This is a genomic window from Cupriavidus sp. 2KB_3, from assembly GCF_052115685.1.
Lineage (GTDB): Bacteria > Pseudomonadota > Gammaproteobacteria > Burkholderiales > Burkholderiaceae > Cupriavidus > Cupriavidus campinensis.
On record NZ_JBFRHD010000001.1, the window covers coordinates 183,485 to 198,549 of the forward strand.

The 15,065-nt window shown below is 66.0% G+C and carries 13 protein-coding genes; 8 read left to right on the forward strand and 5 right to left on the reverse strand.

What is annotated here, in order from left to right:
- The 4 genes from polA (at window position 1) to AB4120_RS00895 (ending at window position 6,472) form a co-directional block, all read left to right on the forward strand.
- Complete coding sequence (gene polA / locus AB4120_RS00880) at window positions 1–2,823, forward strand: DNA polymerase I (protein ID WP_149135478.1); 2,823 nt, start codon at window positions 1–3, stop codon at window positions 2,821–2,823.
- A 318-nt stretch (window positions 2,824–3,141) separates the two neighbouring features.
- Window positions 3,142–4,476: an NAD(P)/FAD-dependent oxidoreductase gene (locus AB4120_RS00885; RefSeq protein WP_149137471.1), complete on the forward strand. Its 1,335-nt coding sequence runs from the start codon at window positions 3,142–3,144 to the stop codon at window positions 4,474–4,476.
- A gap of 127 nt (window positions 4,477–4,603) precedes the next feature.
- Window positions 4,604–5,479 carry a dienelactone hydrolase family protein gene (locus AB4120_RS00890; RefSeq protein WP_441641749.1) on the forward strand — a complete coding sequence of 292 codons (876 nt, stop codon included), beginning with the start codon at window positions 4,604–4,606 and terminating at the stop codon, window positions 5,477–5,479.
- Window positions 5,480–5,662: 183 nt separating this feature from the next.
- A complete protein-coding gene (locus AB4120_RS00895) occupies window positions 5,663–6,472 on the forward strand; it encodes a ZIP family metal transporter (RefSeq protein ID WP_262389637.1) in 810 nt (269 codons plus the stop codon).
- Window positions 6,473–6,499: 27 nt separating this feature from the next.
- Here the strand turns inward: AB4120_RS00895 and AB4120_RS00900 are convergent, their stop codons facing one another.
- The 5 genes from AB4120_RS00900 to AB4120_RS00920 form a co-directional block, all read right to left on the reverse strand.
- Complete coding sequence (locus tag AB4120_RS00900; protein WP_441641750.1) at window positions 6,500–7,375, reverse strand: sulfurtransferase; 876 nt, start codon at window positions 7,373–7,375, stop codon at window positions 6,500–6,502.
- Window positions 7,376–7,427: 52 nt separating this feature from the next.
- The gene (locus AB4120_RS00905; protein WP_149135480.1) at window positions 7,428–7,706 is read right to left on the reverse strand and encodes a hypothetical protein; all 279 of its coding nucleotides are present in this window, start codon (window positions 7,704–7,706) and stop codon (window positions 7,428–7,430) included.
- Entirely contained in the window at window positions 7,703–8,161 is a 459-nt protein-coding gene (locus tag AB4120_RS00910) for a DUF2778 domain-containing protein (protein WP_149135481.1), read from the reverse strand. The genes AB4120_RS00905 and AB4120_RS00910 overlap by 4 nt, the downstream gene beginning before the upstream one ends.
- A 97-nt stretch (window positions 8,162–8,258) precedes the next feature.
- A complete protein-coding gene (locus AB4120_RS00915) occupies window positions 8,259–9,179 on the reverse strand; it encodes a DMT family transporter (RefSeq protein ID WP_149135482.1) in 921 nt (306 codons plus the stop codon).
- Between the two features lie 196 nt (window positions 9,180–9,375).
- Window positions 9,376–10,479, reverse strand: coding sequence for an aromatic ring-hydroxylating oxygenase subunit alpha (locus AB4120_RS00920; protein WP_149135483.1), 1,104 nt, complete (start codon window positions 10,477–10,479; stop codon window positions 9,376–9,378).
- A 486-nt stretch (window positions 10,480–10,965) separates the two neighbouring features.
- On the opposite strand from AB4120_RS00920, the gene AB4120_RS00925 reads away from it, so the two are divergent.
- The 4 genes from AB4120_RS00925 (at window position 10,966) to folE2 (ending at window position 15,032) form a co-directional block, all read left to right on the forward strand.
- On the forward strand, window positions 10,966–11,268 hold the full coding sequence (locus tag AB4120_RS00925; protein ID WP_149135484.1) for an exodeoxyribonuclease VII small subunit: 303 nt from the start codon (window positions 10,966–10,968) through the stop codon (window positions 11,266–11,268).
- The gene (locus AB4120_RS00930; protein WP_149135485.1) at window positions 11,265–12,149 is read left to right on the forward strand and encodes a polyprenyl synthetase family protein; all 885 of its coding nucleotides are present in this window, start codon (window positions 11,265–11,267) and stop codon (window positions 12,147–12,149) included. Before AB4120_RS00925 ends, AB4120_RS00930 begins: the two co-directional genes overlap by 4 nt.
- Window positions 12,150–12,193: 44 nt before the next feature.
- The gene (dxs, locus tag AB4120_RS00935; protein WP_149135486.1) at window positions 12,194–14,113 is read left to right on the forward strand and encodes a 1-deoxy-D-xylulose-5-phosphate synthase; all 1,920 of its coding nucleotides are present in this window, start codon (window positions 12,194–12,196) and stop codon (window positions 14,111–14,113) included.
- Between the two features lie 112 nt (window positions 14,114–14,225).
- Window positions 14,226–15,032, forward strand: a complete 807-nt coding sequence (gene folE2 / locus AB4120_RS00940) for a GTP cyclohydrolase FolE2 (RefSeq protein ID WP_149135487.1) — start codon at window positions 14,226–14,228, stop codon at window positions 15,030–15,032.
- The last annotated feature ends 33 nt before the right edge of the window (window positions 15,033–15,065 follow it).

Genomic DNA, 15,065 nt, shown 5'->3' on the forward strand with positions numbered 1-15,065 from the left:
ATGTCGGATAGTCAAAAAACGCTTTTGCTCGTCGATGGATCGAGCTACTTGTATCGCGCGTATCACGCTCTGCCGGACCTGAGGAATGGCGAAGGGCTGCCTACAGGGGCAATCTACGGCATGATCAACATGTTGCGCAAGCTGCGCAACGACTTCCCGGCAGAGTATATCGCTTGCGTGTTCGACGCCAAGGGCAAGACGTTCCGGGATGCGCTATACCCCGCATACAAGGAACACCGCCCGTCCATGCCCGAGGATCTGGCCAAACAGATCGAGCCGATCCACGAGGCCGTGCGCGCGCTGGGCTGGCCGATCGTGGTGGTGGAAGGCGTGGAAGCCGATGACGTGATCGGCACGCTGGCCTGCCAGGCCACGGCGCAGGGCGTGCGTACCGTGGTATCCACGGGCGACAAGGACCTCGCGCAGCTGGTGAACGACCACGTCACGCTGGTCAACACGATGAGCGGCGAAGTGCTCGATCCGCCCGGTGTGGTGGCCAAGTTCGGCGTGCCGCCGGAGCGGATCGTCGATTATCTCTCCCTGATTGGCGATGCGGTGGACAACGTGCCCGGCGTGCCCAAGGTGGGGCCGAAGACCGCCGTGAAGTGGCTGACCGAGTACGGCACGCTGGACAGCATCATGGCCGGCGCCGACGGCATCAAGGGCGTGGTGGGCGAGAACCTGCGCAACACGCTCGACTGGCTGCCGCGCGCGCGGCAGCTGGTTACGGTCAAGACTGACTGCGACCTCAGCGACGCCGTGGCGGACTTCCACGCGCTGCGCGAGCTGGGCGAGGACAACGAGAAGCTGATCGCCTTTTTCTCGCGCTATGGCTTCAAGACCTGGCTGCGCGAGGCCACGGGCGAGTCCCTGCCGAACGCCCGCGCCGCCGCCCGCTCGTCGCGTGCCGGCGCGGCGCCGGCACCTTCGCCGCAGGGCGGGCTGTTCGATGGCCCGGCCGATGCCTCGGCCGACCTCCCCGCGCCCGACACCACCCCCGCCGAGATCCGCTACGAGACCGTGACCACCGAGGCCGCGCTCGACGCCTGGATCGCCCGGATCATCGATGCGCCGCTGACTGCCATCGACACCGAAACCACCTCGCTCGACCCGATGCAGGCCCAGCTGGTGGGCCTGTCGCTGTCGGTGGAGCCGGGCGAGGCCGCCTACATCCCCGTCGCCCATCGCGGCCCGGATGTGGCCGGCATGGAGAACCACGGCCAGCTGTCGCGCGAATACGTGCTGGAGCGGCTGCGCCCGTGGCTCGAAGACCCGGCGCGGCCGAAGCTCGGCCAGCACCTGAAGTACGATTCCCACGTCTTCGCCAACCACGGCGTCAAGCTGCTCGGCATCGCCCAGGACACGATGCTGGAAAGCTACGTGCTGGCTTCGCACCGTAACCACGGCATGGACAGCCTGGCCGAGCGTCTGCTGAACCTGAAGACGCTGACCTACGAGGAAGTCTGCGGCAAGGGCGCGAGCCAGATCGGCTTCGACCAGATCGATCTCCAGCGCGCTACCGAGTACGCGGCCGAGGATGCCGACGTGACGCTGCGTCTCCATCGCAAGATGCATCCGCAGCTGGAAGCGGCAAGCGGGCTCAAGTACGTGTACGAGAACATCGAGATTCCGGTCTCGGTGGTGCTCCAGAAGATCGAGCGCAATGGCGTGCTGATCGACGCCGCGCGGCTTGGCGCACAGAGCGCCGAACTCGGCCAGCGCATGATGGAACTGGAGAAAGCCGCCTTCGAGGCCGCCGGGCAGCCGTTCAACCTCGGTTCGCCGAAGCAGATCGGCGAGATCCTGTTCACGCAGATGAAGCTGCCGGTGGTCAAGAAGACCGCCAGCGGGGCGCCGTCCACGGATGAAGAGGTGCTGCAGAAGCTGGCCGAGGACTATCCGCTGCCCAAGCTGCTGCTCGACTATCGGGGTTTGTCGAAGCTGAAGTCCACCTACACGGACAAGCTGCCGAAGATGGTCAATCCGCAGACCGGGCGCGTGCACACGAGCTACGGGCAGGCCACGGCCGTGACGGGCCGGCTGGCCTCGACCGAGCCGAACCTCCAGAACATCCCGGTGCGGACCGAGGAGGGGCGGCGCATCCGCGAGGCGTTCATCGCCGCGCCGGGCAACGTGATCGTCTCCGCCGACTACTCGCAGATCGAGCTGCGCATCATGGCCCATATCTCGGGCGACGAGAACCTGCTGCGCGCCTTCGCCAACGGCGAGGACATCCACCGCGCCACGGCGGGCGAGATCTTCGGCGTGGAGCGCGAGGCGGTGTCCAGCGAGCAGCGCCGCTACGCCAAGGTCATCAACTTCGGCCTGATCTACGGCATGAGCGCGTTCGGGCTGGCCAGCAACCTCGGCATCGAGCGCGAGGCGGCCAAGCACTACATCGACCGCTACTTCATGCGCTATCCCGGCGTGGCCCACTACATGGAAGAGACGCGCCAGACCGCGCGCGAGCAGGGCTACGTCGAAACGGTGTTCGGCCGCCGCCTCTGGCTGCCCGACATCAACGGCGGCAATGGCCCGCGCCGCCAGGGCGCCGAGCGCGCCGCCATCAACGCGCCGATGCAGGGCACGGCGGCGGATCTCATCAAGCTGTCGATGATCGCCGTGCAGGACTGGCTCGAGCGCGACAACCTCGGCACGCGCCAGATCATGCAGGTGCACGATGAACTGGTGCTCGAAGTGCCGCAGGCCGAACTCGAACTGGTGAAGACGCGCCTGCCCGAGCTGATGTGCTCGGTGGCGACGCTGCGCGTGCCGCTGGTGGCCGAAGTGGGCAGCGGCAGCAACTGGGAAGAGGCGCATTGAAGGTGACGCCTCTCCTGCATGCGGATGCGTACAGGAGAGGCGTTGCGGTGAATGCGCGACATCATCGCGTGGAGGCTTGCCAGTTCTATTGCCGTGCAGCAAACTGGGGCCAACGAATAGGATCCGCGCGGCGCCACAACGACAACATAACGCTCGCCGACGCGGGTCGACACCGGTTTCCAAATAGAGAAGATCGGGTAGACCATGAGCACCACGGATGGCAGTACAACCGGTAACGAGGTAGCAGCGGGCACGGCGGCACACATCGGTACACAGGGCGATACGCACGTCGAACCCTCGCCCAACGCTCAGCGCGACATGCTGCGCGCGACGCAGGCATCCGCCCATCGCATCATCGTCGTGGGCGGCGGGGCCGGCGGGCTTGAGCTCGTGACCCGGCTCGGCGACAAGCTGGGCAAGCGCGGCCAGGCCCAGGTGGTGCTGGTGGACCGCTCGCCCACGCACATCTGGAAGCCGCTGCTCCACGAAGTGGCCGCCGGCAGCATGGACCCCAACACCCACCAGCTCGAATACGTCGCGCAGGCGCGGTGGCATCACTTCGAGTTCCAGCAGGGCGAGTTGACCGGTGTCGATCGGGCGCGCAAGGTCATCCAGGTGGCCGCGTGCGTCGATCTGGATGGCACCGAGTTGCTGCCCGCGCGCGAACTCCCCTATGACACGCTGGTCCTGGCCATCGGCTGCGTCACGCACTTTTTCAACGTGCCCGGCGCGGCCGAGCATGCGATTGCGCTCGATACCGTCGAGCAGGCCGAGCGCTTCCGCCGCAAGCTGATTGCCGCGTGCGTGCGCGCCCAGAATGGGCGGGGCCGTACGGGCGAGGATGGCCGGCCGCGCGTGGACGTGGCGATCATCGGCGCCGGCGCCACGGGCGTGGAGTTGTCCGCCGAGCTGCGCAACACCGCGCACGTGCTCAACGCCTACGGCCTGCACCAGCTGGACCCGCGCCGCGATGTGCGCATCCACGTGATCGAAGCCGGCCCGCGCATCCTGCCGGCGCTGTCCGAGCGCGTTTCCGCCGAAACCACCAAGCTGCTGCGCAAGCTCGACGTGGACGTGCTGACCGCCGAGCGCGTGACGCAGGTCACCGACGACGCCGTGCTCACCGCCAGCGACAAGCGCATCGACGCCGACCTGACGGTCTGGGCGGCCGGCATCACCGCGCCGGGCGTCCTCCGCACGCTCGGCCTGCCGGTCAGCAAGCAGGGCCAGATCGTGGTGGGCCCCACGCTGCAAACCGAGGCCGATCCGGACATCTTCGCGTTCGGCGACTGCGCCAGCTGCCCGTGGCCGGAGAAGCAGACCGCCGTGCCGCCGCGCGCGCAGGCGGCGCACCAGCAGGCCACCTTCCTCTATGACGCGATCCGCGCCCGCATGGACGGCAAGCCGCTGCCGCGGTTTGCGTTCAAGGACTTCGGCTCGCTGGTGTCCCTGGGGCATTTCAGCGCGGTCGGCAGCCTGATGGGCGGGCTGATCGGCGGATCGATGTTTATCGAGGGGCTGATGGCGCGCTTCATGTACACCTCGCTGTATCGGATGCACGTGCTGGCGCTCCACGGTGCCATCGGCATGGGGCTCGATACGGTGACGCACTGGCTGCGCAGCAAGACCAGCCCGCGCGTGAAGCTGCACTGAGGAGCATTGAGGGCACTGAGGAGGAGGGGGACGGGGGCGTGGCACGGGGCGGCAAAGTGCGCTTAGAATCGCTGGCGTTGCGTGAGCACCGTATGCGTCACGCCAGCGAACCCAAGGAGCCCGCCCCATGCTGCAGCCCGAAGTGGAAAGCCTCGTCCCCGCCCAGACGTTCGATCGCCGGCGTTTCGTCAAGACCGCTTTGGGCTCCGCCTTCGCGGCGGCAGCCCTGCCGGTGGCGGCCGAAACCATCAAGACCGACTTTCACGGCCTGACCGCCGGCGAAGTGACCATCCCGTCCGGCGGCTTCAACATGCCCGCCTACCGCGCCCAGCCCGAAGGCAAGACCAACCTGCCCGTGGTGCTGGTGATCAGCGAGATCTTCGGCGTGCATGAACACATTGCAGACATTTGCCGGCGCTTCGCCAAGCTCGGCTATCTGGCCATCGCTCCGGAACTGTTCGCGCGGCAGGGCGACCCGGGCAGCTTCGGCACGATCCAGGAATTACAGACCAACATCATCGCCAAGGTGCCGGACGCGCAGGTCATGGGCGACCTGGACGCCGCCAGCACCTGGGCCGGCGCCCATGGCGGCGACCTGAACCGGCTCGGCATTACCGGCTTCTGCTGGGGCGGACGCATCACCTGGCTCTACACCGCCCATAGCCCCCGGGTGAAGGCCGGCGTGGCCTGGTACGGCCAGCTGGTAGGCGAGCCGACACCGCTCAAGCCGCGTAGCGCACTGGAGAGCGTCAACCAGCTCCATGCGCCCGTGCTGGGGCTGTACGGCGGCAAGGACACCGGCATCACGCAGGAGCACGTCGCGAAGATGAAGGCCGCGCTGGTAGCGTCGCCCGATGCCAATGCGAAGGCCTCGACGTTCGTGGTCTATCCCGAAGCGGGCCACGCCTTTAACGCCGATTACCGGTCCAGCTACGTGGAAGCCGCTGCCAAGGATGGCTGGCAACGCTGCCTGGCCTGGCTGCGCGCGAACAAGGTGGCCTGAGCGGGAGCGAGCGGGGGGCGATTGACCCCGCGCCGAGTTGGACATCGCGGACATTGCAAAGTCGGCGCGGACATACGTACAATGCGGCTTTCCAGTTTTTGCAACCTTGTTGCGTTAATCGGTATGCGGCGGGCCTGACAGCCGCATACCGGGCGCCGGGAGCCCATCATCCATTCCACGCTTCTGTACATCCTGCTGGCGGCGACCATTTCGGGCGTCGGGAGCATTCTCGGGGCGGCGCTGCTGTCGCTGACCGTGGCCTCGCGCGTGGTCGAGCGCATGGTGAGCTTCTCGGTAGGGGTGCTGCTGGCCACGGCGCTGCTTCACTCGCTGCCCGAGGCGTTCGAGTCCGGCGCAGACCCACGTGCACTGTTCGGCACATTGCTGGCCGGCCTGCTGGGCTTCTTCCTGCTGGAGAAGATCTCGTTGCTGCGCCACTCGCACCACCATGAGGGCGACGGGCACCACCATCATCACGGCCACGACCGCGAGGAAGCAGGCCGCAGCGGCCTGACCATCCTCGTCGGCGATACCTTCCATAACTTTGCCGATGGCATCGTGATTGCCGCTGCCTTCCTGGCCGATCCCAAGATCGGCGTGGTGACGGCGTTGGCCATTGCCGCGCATGAGATTCCGCAGGAAGTTGGCGATTTCATCGTGCTGCTCAACGCGGGGTTCTCGAAGGCGCGCGCCTTTGCGTTCAACCTGCTGTCGAGCCTGGCGGCCGTGATCGGCGGCGTGGTGGGATATTTCCTGCTGGACCAGTTGAGCGGCTGGATTCCGTACGTGCTCGTGATTGCGTCGAGCAGCTTCGTCTATATCGCCGTCAGCGACCTGATGCCGCAGATGCAGCGCCGGCCGCGCCTCAAGGAGTCGGCAGTGCAGGTGGTGCTGGTGGCGGCGGGCATCGCGGCGATCGTGTTTATCACGAACGGCGTGCGCGAGGAGCACGACCACCACCGTGGGGCGAAGACGGAGGCGGCGTCGCACTGACGCCGCTTCGCGTATTGGCGCCGGGACTCAGGCGCCGGTCGCCACCGGCCGCTTCGGGTCGGCGCACCACTCGCTCCACGACCCCGGATAGAGCGCCGCGCCGGTCAGGCCAGCCACTTCCATCGCCAGCAGGTTGTGGCAGGCGGTCACGCCGGAGCCGCACTGCATCACCGTATCGGCCGGCGCCTTGCCGGAAAACACCTGAGCGAACTCCGCACGCAACGTCTCCGCTGGCTTGAAATAGCCGTCCGGGGCGAGGTTGTCCTTGAAGAAGCGATTCACCGCGCCGGGAATATGGCCGCCGACGGGGTCGAGCGTCTCGTTCTCGCCGCGGAAGCGGTCGGCGGCGCGGGCATCCACCACCAGCCGGGACGGGGCGGCGAGATTGGCCAGCAGCGCCTCGGCATCGACGGTCGGGACTAGCGACGCCTTGCGCGACAGGTCGCCGCCAGTGCCGTTATCAGTGTCCATATCCGGCTCGGGCGTCGCCCCGCGCTCGAGCGGCAGCCCAGCCGCCACCCAGGCATTCCTGCCGCCATCGAGCACCGTTACGGCCGCATGGCCGATCCAGCGCATCAGCCACCAAAGCCGGGCCGCGAACATGCCGCCCTGCCCGTCATAGGCCACGACCAGCGAACCGTTGTTCACGCCAAGCGCCCGCAGCCGCGCGGCGAACAGCTCCGCATCGGGCAGCGGATGACGGCCGTTGAATCCGGTCTTGGGCCCGGACAGTTCATTGTCGAGATGGAGGTAGTAGGCCCCCGGCAGGTGGCCCTGGTGATAGGCCTCGCGCCCGGCAGCCGGGTCGGCGAGATCGAACGAGCAGTCGAACAGCACGACGTCGTGGCTGCCCTGGCTAAGCAGTTGGTTCAGTTCGGTGGCGGTGATCAGTGGGGTCGGCATTGCGGTGAGCATGGGGTTTGGCGATGGCATCCATGCTACACCGCGGGATCGATCAGTGCGGTTTCGCGCGTCGGCGGAGCTTGCGCCGGAGGAACAGGCCAAGTGCCGTCAGGACGGCCACCGGCGGGAACGAGAGGATCAGGTAGTAGTAGGTCGTCAGCGACTCGATGCCCCTTGGCTGATAGTCCCTTGTCAGCCAGTCGATGAAACGGCCCACTGACTCAGGGTATTCAGGGAAATAGTCGGGATAGCGGCTCCATACGAGCCCGTAGATATGCGTGGCGACGACCAGCCAGATCACCAGCAGGACTGTATTGCGGAGCTGACTCATCTGACCACCACTTTTCCGTAAGCGAGGAGCCGTGTTCCCGGGATCGGGAATTTCTTCGAGGCCGTCGGCAAATGACGGATGACGTGGAAGTCAGTAGGGCGCTCGATCGTGATGCAGCCCTTGCTGATGCCACGCCTACCTTTTGGGTGCAACCTAAAGTTGCCTCGACGAATTTCATTGCAAAACGTCCAGTCGTCCATGCGGCCATCGTCGGCGTATAGCGCGAACCAATCCGTTTGGCGTTCGTACCATTCGTAAAACCACCCCAGTCGTCCGCCTGATTCACGATCAACGATGTAGTACGTGCCCGGTGGAATGGGGCCATGGTCTGGAATACAGATGCTCGTTCGCTTGTTGATATGGGGAGCCAGGCCAGAAAAGGCAGGAAACTCGGCACTTCCTGCACGGAACGCACTCATCGGCTGGTCGTTCAACACCAAACTGCACTGCTGCATGACAAAGCTCCGTCGTTGGGTACGACGGCAGACTCTACTCAGCCAAGCTCAGCCCGATCTGACCATCATCAAAGCCCAGCAGGCTTTCAGCGTTCTGCTACACCTCGGGATGCACTTCCGCCTCCGCCGACTTCACAGGCGTGGCCGGGGTCGGGTGCTTGTCGGTGTCGCGGGCGCGAGTGAGGGTGGTGGCGATGCCGCTGGCGATGATCAGCACCATGCCGAGCCAGGAGATCCAGTTGAGCTTGTCGTCCCAGACCAGGATGCCCCAGAGGCTGGAGAACACGATGCCCGCGTACTGGAGGTTGGCGGTCAGGAGGGTATTGCCGCGCTTGTAGGCGCGCGTCATCGAGGTCTGGCCCAGCGTGGCCAGGATGCCGATGGCGAGCAGCAGCCCGGCGCCGTGCCAGGTATGGTGGCTGACGCCGGAGTAGAGCATCCAGACCAGCCCGCAGACCATGCCGACGGCGGAGAAATAGAAGACGATGCGGCCTTCGGGCTCGCCAAGCTGGCCGAGCTGGCGCACCTCCACATAGGCCAGCGCCGTGAACACGCCGGAGATCAGGCCGATGAGGCCGCCGGTCACCTGGTCCTTGCCGACCGACGGCTGCAGCAGGCACAACACCCCGGCGAACGACAGCAGGATGGCGCCGATCAGCTTGCGGTCCGCGCCACCCGCCGTGCCGGCCAGCGCCGCGCTGGCGCCCAGGATCAGCGCGATCCAGACCGGCGACATGTAGTTCAGCGTCATGGCCGTGGCCAGCGGCAGCAGGGTGATCGAGGTGAACCAGAGCAGCAGGGCAGTCACGCCGAACAAGCTGCGCTTGATGTGCGTGGCCATGTGCGGCGTGCGCACGGAAATGCCTTGCGAGCGCAGCATGATCCACATGATCGTCACGCCGATGATGCTGCGATAGAAGACGATTTCGCCGGTGGTGTAGAACTCGGATGCCAGCTTGACGCCCACTCCCATCAAGGAAAAGGCGAAGGCGGCGAACAGCATCCAGAGCGATTGCATGGCGGGGGCGAGAGAGGTGGAACGGCAGCCGGCCGGGCTTTGTGGCGGCCGGCGCAGCGCGGGAAAACCCCGATTCTAACAGTGGCCTGATGGTCACTCCAACGCAAAACGGACCGTTTTCACGGTCCGTTTCGGGCTGGCTACAGGGGGTGGGCGAATAGCGGGCGATAAACGACCACTGCCGCTGGTCAATGCCTCAGCCGGTGTACCGCATGGCTCGCCGATACCACTCGTGGAAGTGCTGCATGCCATCTTCCATCGGCGACTGGTACGGGCCGGTCTCGCTGACGCCGCGCTTCATCAGTGCCAGGCGGCCGGCGTCCATGCGCTCGGCGATCTCGTCGTCCTCGATGCACGTCTCCATATAGGCGGCGCGCTCGGCCTCGACGAATTCGCGCTCGAACAGCGCGATTTCCTCGGGGTAATAGAACTCCACCACATTGCGGGTCTTGCGTGGACCCACCGGATGCAGCGTCGAGATGACCAGCACGTTCGGGTACCACTCCACCATCACGTTGGGGTAGTAAGTCAGCCAGATCGCGCCGTGTTTGGGCAGCTTGCCGTTGTTGAAGCGCAACACCGCGTCGTGCCACTTCTGGTATGTCGGGCTACCCGGCCGCTTCAGGCCCTGGTGCAGGCCCACGGTCTGCACGCTGTGCCATTCGCCGAACTCCCAGGTCAGGTCGTCGCACGAGACGAAGCTGCCCAGGCCTGGGTGGAACGGCACGACGTGGTAGTCCTCCAGATAGACCTCGATGAAGGTCTTCCAGTTGTAGTCGCACTCGTGCACTTCCACGTGGTCGAGCATGTAGCCGTCGAAGTTCAGGTCCTCGGCCACGCCCATGCGAGCGAGGTCCGCGCGCACATCGCGGGCGCCCTCGAACAGCAGGCCGTTCCAGTTCTGGAGCGGCGACCGGTTGAGGTGGACGCACGGTCGCTGCGCGAAATGCGGCGCGCCGAGCAGGTCACCCTTGAGGTCGTAGGTCCAGCGATGGAGCGGGCAGACGATGTTCCTGGCGTTGCCGCGGCCGTTCAGCATGATGGCCTGGCGGTGCCGGCAGACATTTGACAGCAGCTCGATGCCGTCCGGATTGCGGACCAGCATGCGGCCCTCATCCTCGGCGGCGAGCGTGTGGAAATCGCCCGTCTCCGGGACCATCAGCGTATGGCCGACGTATCCCGGGCCCTTCCTGAACAGCAGTTCCAGTTCTTGTTGATGCAGCGCCTCGTCAAAGTAGACATCCACGGGCAACTGCGAATCAGCCGGCGCCAGCTTGAGCGCGGTGCTGAGATTGGACATTATCCCCACTCCCTAGTAACAGGCGAAAGCAGTGAACAACCCAACCATCGAAATATGAAATCGATTTGGGAAACCCTGTCAGACGAGCCGGGCGCGGTCCGGTTCCCCGGCGGGACTGGCCGAAACTTGAGATTCGGTGCAGGCGGGCACAGGGCGGGAGCTGCGTTACACAAGACACGTAAAAGCTGGCAACGGGCACCCATGGCACGGCGCCGCCGATCTCGCTGACGAGGGCGGAATTGTACCCGAGCCAAAAACTTAAGGGTCTGATTATTTTGCCTTTTTAGCGAAAAAGTCGACCCGGGTCGTCATGGAGGTGCCCTTTGGATCGCATTCGGAATGACGACCATAGCGCACAAGTCACTTCCATAAAATTGGGTGATCTATGCATAACATCGCGTGCGCGTACACCACGTTGACGATACGTATCTGCGGCCAAGTCCGGGATTGGCGTAAAATCCCGAATTCCCCTGAACAAGGCCCGACATGCCAAAACCGACGACCACACCGGTCCAGCCTGACGACGCGCCCGCAGCCGGCGCGCAGCCAGCCTCTTACGAGGCCGCCATGGCGGAGCTGGAAACCCTCGTGGCCAGCATGGAAAGCGGCGAACTGCCCCTCGAGGCCTCTCTCACCGCGTATCGCCGCGGTGCCGAACTGGTGCGCTACTGCCAGCAGAGCCTGGAGCGGGTGGCGCAGCAGGTCAAAGTACTGGAGGGCGACGCGCTGAAGCCGCTGGCTGGCGAGTCCCGTCCTGATAACAACAGCAACGGCACAGATTTCGAATGAGCGATTTCGCTACCTGGATGCGGGCGCAGGGCGCCCGGACCGAGGCCGCCCTGGACTCGGCACTGCCGTCCACGGACACAATTCCACACACCTTGCACGAGGCCATGCGCTATGCTGTCCTCGGCGGTGGCAAGCGGGTGCGCCCGCTGCTGGTACATGCGGCCGGCGAAGTGGCCGGTGCCACACCCGAGGCATGTGACGCGGCAGCCTGCGCGGTGGAGATGATCCACGCCTACTCGCTGGTTCACGACGACATGCCCTGCATGGACGACGACGATCTGCGGCGCGGGCGCCCCACGGTGCACAAGGCCTATGACGAGGCCACCGCGCTGCTGGTGGGGGACGCATTGCAGACCCAGGCGTTCATCCTGCTGGCCCGCACCCCGGCGCTGGCGCCCGAAGCGCGCCTGACGCTGGTGGACGAGCTGGCTGTGGCCTCGGGCTCGGTCGGCATGGCGGGCGGGCAGGCCATCGACCTGCAGAACGTGGGCCTGGCGATGTCGCGCGACGCGCTGGAAGCCATGCACCGGATGAAGACCGGCGCCCTGCTGCGCGCGAGCGTGCGCATGGGGGCGTTGTGCGGAAACATCGATCCGGCCGGCCTGGCCGCGCTGGACCGCTATGCGGCCGCCGTGGGATTGGCGTTCCAGGTGGTTGACGATATTCTCGACGTCACGGCCGATACGGCGACCCTCGGCAAGACTGCCGGCAAGGACGCCGCCAATGACAAGCCGACCTATGTGTCGCTGATGGGCCTCGATGCCGCGCGCGAGCTGGCCGCCCAGTTGCGCACCGATGCCCACGAGGCATTGGCGGGATTCGGCACCCGGGCAGGCCGGCTGGCCGAACTGGCCGACCTGATCGTGCTGCGCTCCAATTGAACTGACAAGCCGGACATAGAGAATCCGGCGGCCGAACGGACATCATGACCTACACGCTGCTCAACAAAATCGACGACCCCGCAGACCTGCGCAAGCTGGATCGCCGCCAGCTCAACACGCTGGCCGACGAACTGCGCGCCTATGTACTGGAATCGGTCTCCCAGACCGGCGGGCACCTGTCGTCCAACCTCGGCACGGTGGAGCTGACCATTGCGCTCCACTATGTGTTCGATACCCCGTCTGACCGCGTGGTCTGGGACGTGGGCCACCAGAGCTACCCCCACAAGATCCTGACCGGCCGCCGCGACCGCATGTCCACGCTGCGCCAGTACGGTGGCATCTCGGGCTTCCCGCGCCGCGCGGAGAGCGAGTTCGACACCTTCGGCACCGCGCACTCGTCCACCTCGATCTCGGCCGCGCTGGGCATGGCCCTGGGCGCCCGCACCAAGGGCGAGAAGCGCGTCGGCATCGCCGTGATCGGCGACGGCGCAATGACCGCCGGCATGGCCTTCGAAGCCATGAATAACGCCGGCGTGTACAAGGACCTGCCGCTGCTGGTGGTGCTGAACGACAACGACATGTCGATCTCGCCGCCGGTGGGCATGCTGAACCGCCACCTCGCGCGCCTGCTCTCCGGCCAGTTCTACGCGGCCACCAAGAAGGGCATCGAGCGTGTGCTGTCGGTGGCCCCGCCGGTGCTGGAATTCGCAAAACGGCTGGAAGAACATGCCAAGGGCATGGTCGTGCCAGCCACGCTGTTCGAGGAATTCGGCTTCGACTACATCGGCCCGATCGACGGTCACGACCTCGACTCGCTGGTGCCGACGCTCCAGAACATCCGCCAGCGCGCGCTGGAAGGCCACGGCCCGCAGTTCCTGCACGTGGTGACCAAGAAGGGCCAGGGCTACAAGCTGGCCGAAGCCGACCCGATCCTGTACCACGGCCCCGGCAAGTTCAATCCGGCCGAGGGCATCCGTCCGTCGGCCAAGCCGTCGCGCAAGACCTACACGCAGGTTTTCGGCGAATGGCTATGCGACATGGCCGCCGCCGACAAGCGCCTGATCGGCGTGACGCCGGCCATGCGCGAGGGCTCGGGCATGGTCGAGTTCGAGAAGCGCTTCCCGGACCGCTACTACGACGTGGGCATCGCCGAGCAGCACGCGGTGACCTTCGCCGGCGGCCTGGCCTGCGAGGGCCTGAAGCCCGTTGTGGCGATCTACTCGACCTTCCTGCAGCGCGGTTATGACCAGCTGATCCACGACGTGGCGCTGCAGAACCTGCCTGTGGTGTTCGCGCTGGACCGCGCCGGCCTGGTGGGTGCCGATGGCGCCACGCACGCCGGTGCCTACGACATCGCCTACCTGCGCTGCATCCCCAACATGATGGTGATGACGCCGGCCGACGAGAACGAGTGCCGCCAGCTGCTGACCACGGCGTTCCAGCAGGATTGCCCGACCGCCGTGCGCTACCCGCGCGGCGCCGGCGCCGGCGTGGCCACCGAGGCCGCGCTGACCGCCCTGCCGGTGGGCAAGGGTGAGATGCGCCGCGAGGGCCATGCCCGCGCGGGCCAGCGCGTGGCGTTCCTGGCGTTCGGCTCGATGCTGCACCCGGCACTGGGCGCGGCCGAGGCGCTGGACGCCTCTGTGGCCAACATGCGCTTCGTCAAGCCGCTGGACGTGGAGCTGGTGAAGTCGCTGGCCGCGAACCACGACTACCTTGTGACCGTGGAAGAGGGCAGCACGATGGGTGGTGCCGGCAGCGCGGTGCTCGAGGCGCTGGCCGAGGCCGGCATCGACATTCCGGTGCTGGTGCTGGGCCTGCCCGACAAGTTCATCGATCATGGCGATCCGGGGTTCCTGCTGTCGCAGTGCGGCCTCGACGCCGCTGGCATCGAGCGTTCGGTGCGCGAGCGCTTCGCCATCGCCGAGGCGCCCGTCAAGGTCGCCACGCCGCGCGTGGCCTGACCCGCACGGCATTACCAGGCAGTAAAAGCCGGCGCGGCTCATCCCGCGCCGGTTTCTTTTTTCACACTCGTTGCGCGGGGGATGACCGCCGCGACCGTAAAGGAAACCATAGATGAACGATATCAATCCCGCCTTCGTCATGCCCGACGTGCAGTCGAGCGTCGACACCCGCCAGATCGTGATCCAGCGCGTGGGCGTCAAGGGCGTACGCTATCCGCTCTCGCTGAAGACCCCGGCCGGCGTGGTGGCCACCGTGGGTACTTTCGATCTCGATGTGCGCCTGCCGGCAGACCAGAAGGGCACGCATATGTCGCGCTTCGTGGCGCTGCTCGAAGACCACCGCGCCCCGCTCGACCTGGCCGCGTTCCGCACGCTGCTGGACGATATGCTGGTACGACTGGAAGCCGACGCCGGCCGCATCGAGGTCTCGTTCCCGTATTTCATCTCGAAGACCGCGCCGGTGTCCGGCGTGGAATCGCTGATGGACTACGCGGTCACGCTGACCGGCGAGGTCCGCGACGGCCAATCGCGCCTGTGGCTGACCGCGCTGGTGCCGGTGACCAGCCTGTGCCCGTGCTCGAAGAAGATCTCGCAGTACGGCGCGCACAACCAGCGCTCGCACATCACGATGCGCGTGGAGCTGGCTGGCGACCTGCCCGTGGAAGCGCTGGTGCGCATGGCCGAGGAAGAGGCGTCGTGCGAGCTGTGGGGCCTGCTCAAGCGCCCCGACGAGAAGTTCGTGACCGAGCGCGCTTACGAGAACCCGAAGTTCGTCGAAGACCTCGTGCGGGACATCGCGATGCGGCTCAATGCCGATGCGCGGATCGTCGCGTACACGCTGGAAGCGGAGAACTTCGAGTCGATCCACAATCACAGCGCCTACGCCGTGATCGAGCACGACAAGCGGCAGCCCGCCTGAGCGCGTCGTCGCAAAGAAAAAAGCCACCCTCGG

Excerpts from the sequence above, each read along its gene's own strand:
- AB4120_RS00915 (WP_149135482.1), bottom strand. The coding sequence starts at position 9,179 with ATGCAATCGCTCTGGATGCTGTTCGCCGCCTTCGCCTTTTCCTTGATG.
- AB4120_RS00890 (WP_441641749.1), top strand. The coding sequence starts at position 4,604 with ATGCTGCAGCCCGAAGTGGAAAGCCTCGTCCCCGCCCAGACGTTCGAT.
- polA (WP_149135478.1), top strand. The coding sequence starts at position 1 with ATGTCGGATAGTCAAAAAACGCTTTTGCTCGTCGATGGATCGAGCTAC.
- folE2 (WP_149135487.1), top strand. The coding sequence starts at position 14,226 with ATGAACGATATCAATCCCGCCTTCGTCATGCCCGACGTGCAGTCGAGC.
- AB4120_RS00920 (WP_149135483.1), bottom strand. The coding sequence starts at position 10,479 with ATGTCCAATCTCAGCACCGCGCTCAAGCTGGCGCCGGCTGATTCGCAG.
- AB4120_RS00900 (WP_441641750.1), bottom strand. The coding sequence starts at position 7,375 with ATGCCGACCCCACTGATCACCGCCACCGAACTGAACCAACTGCTTAGC.
- AB4120_RS00910 (WP_149135481.1), bottom strand. The coding sequence starts at position 8,161 with ATGCAGCAGTGCAGTTTGGTGTTGAACGACCAGCCGATGAGTGCGTTC.
- dxs (WP_149135486.1), top strand. The coding sequence starts at position 12,194 with ATGACCTACACGCTGCTCAACAAAATCGACGACCCCGCAGACCTGCGC.
- AB4120_RS00925 (WP_149135484.1), top strand. The coding sequence starts at position 10,966 with ATGCCAAAACCGACGACCACACCGGTCCAGCCTGACGACGCGCCCGCA.
- AB4120_RS00930 (WP_149135485.1), top strand. The coding sequence starts at position 11,265 with ATGAGCGATTTCGCTACCTGGATGCGGGCGCAGGGCGCCCGGACCGAG.
- AB4120_RS00905 (WP_149135480.1), bottom strand. The coding sequence starts at position 7,706 with ATGAGTCAGCTCCGCAATACAGTCCTGCTGGTGATCTGGCTGGTCGTC.
- AB4120_RS00885 (WP_149137471.1), top strand. The coding sequence starts at position 3,142 with ATGCTGCGCGCGACGCAGGCATCCGCCCATCGCATCATCGTCGTGGGC.